Below are 366 nucleotides of genomic sequence, written 5' to 3'. Positions count from 1 at the left end.
AGCGCATCCTGGTGCGCGGCTTCTATCGCCTGCTGCGCAGCACCTCCTTCGGTCAGGACCAGGAGCTCAATCACCACCGCGTCATCGGCCGGCTGGCCAACATCGTCCCGGCCCTGGTGCTGTCGATCGGCATCGAACTGGTGCCCGGGCGTCCCGAGGCCCTGGTCACCGTGGTGCAGAACGTCTGCAGCGCCTTCATCGTGCTGACCATCGCCCTGGCCCTGGGCAGCGCCCTGAACGTGGTCAACGTGCTCTATTCGCGCCGGCCCTCGGCGCGGCTCAAGCCGATCAAGGGCTATGTCCAGGTCAGCAAGATCGTCATCTACGCCATCGCGGTCATCCTGATGATCGCCACCCTGATCGACC

General features: G+C 65.6%; 1 pseudogene. It reads left to right on the top strand.

Annotated elements, in window-relative coordinates:
* A pseudogene (locus FS767_RS21715) lies at nt 1–366 on the top strand (mechanosensitive ion channel family protein); the annotation flags it as partial.

The organism is Pseudomonas sp. DE0010 (genome assembly GCF_007680745.1).
In the GTDB taxonomy this organism is placed as follows: Bacteria; Pseudomonadota; Gammaproteobacteria; order Pseudomonadales; family Pseudomonadaceae; genus Aquipseudomonas; species Aquipseudomonas parafulva_B.
Note: the sequence above shows the minus strand (reverse complement) of the source record. Positions and strands in the feature narration are given on the sequence as shown.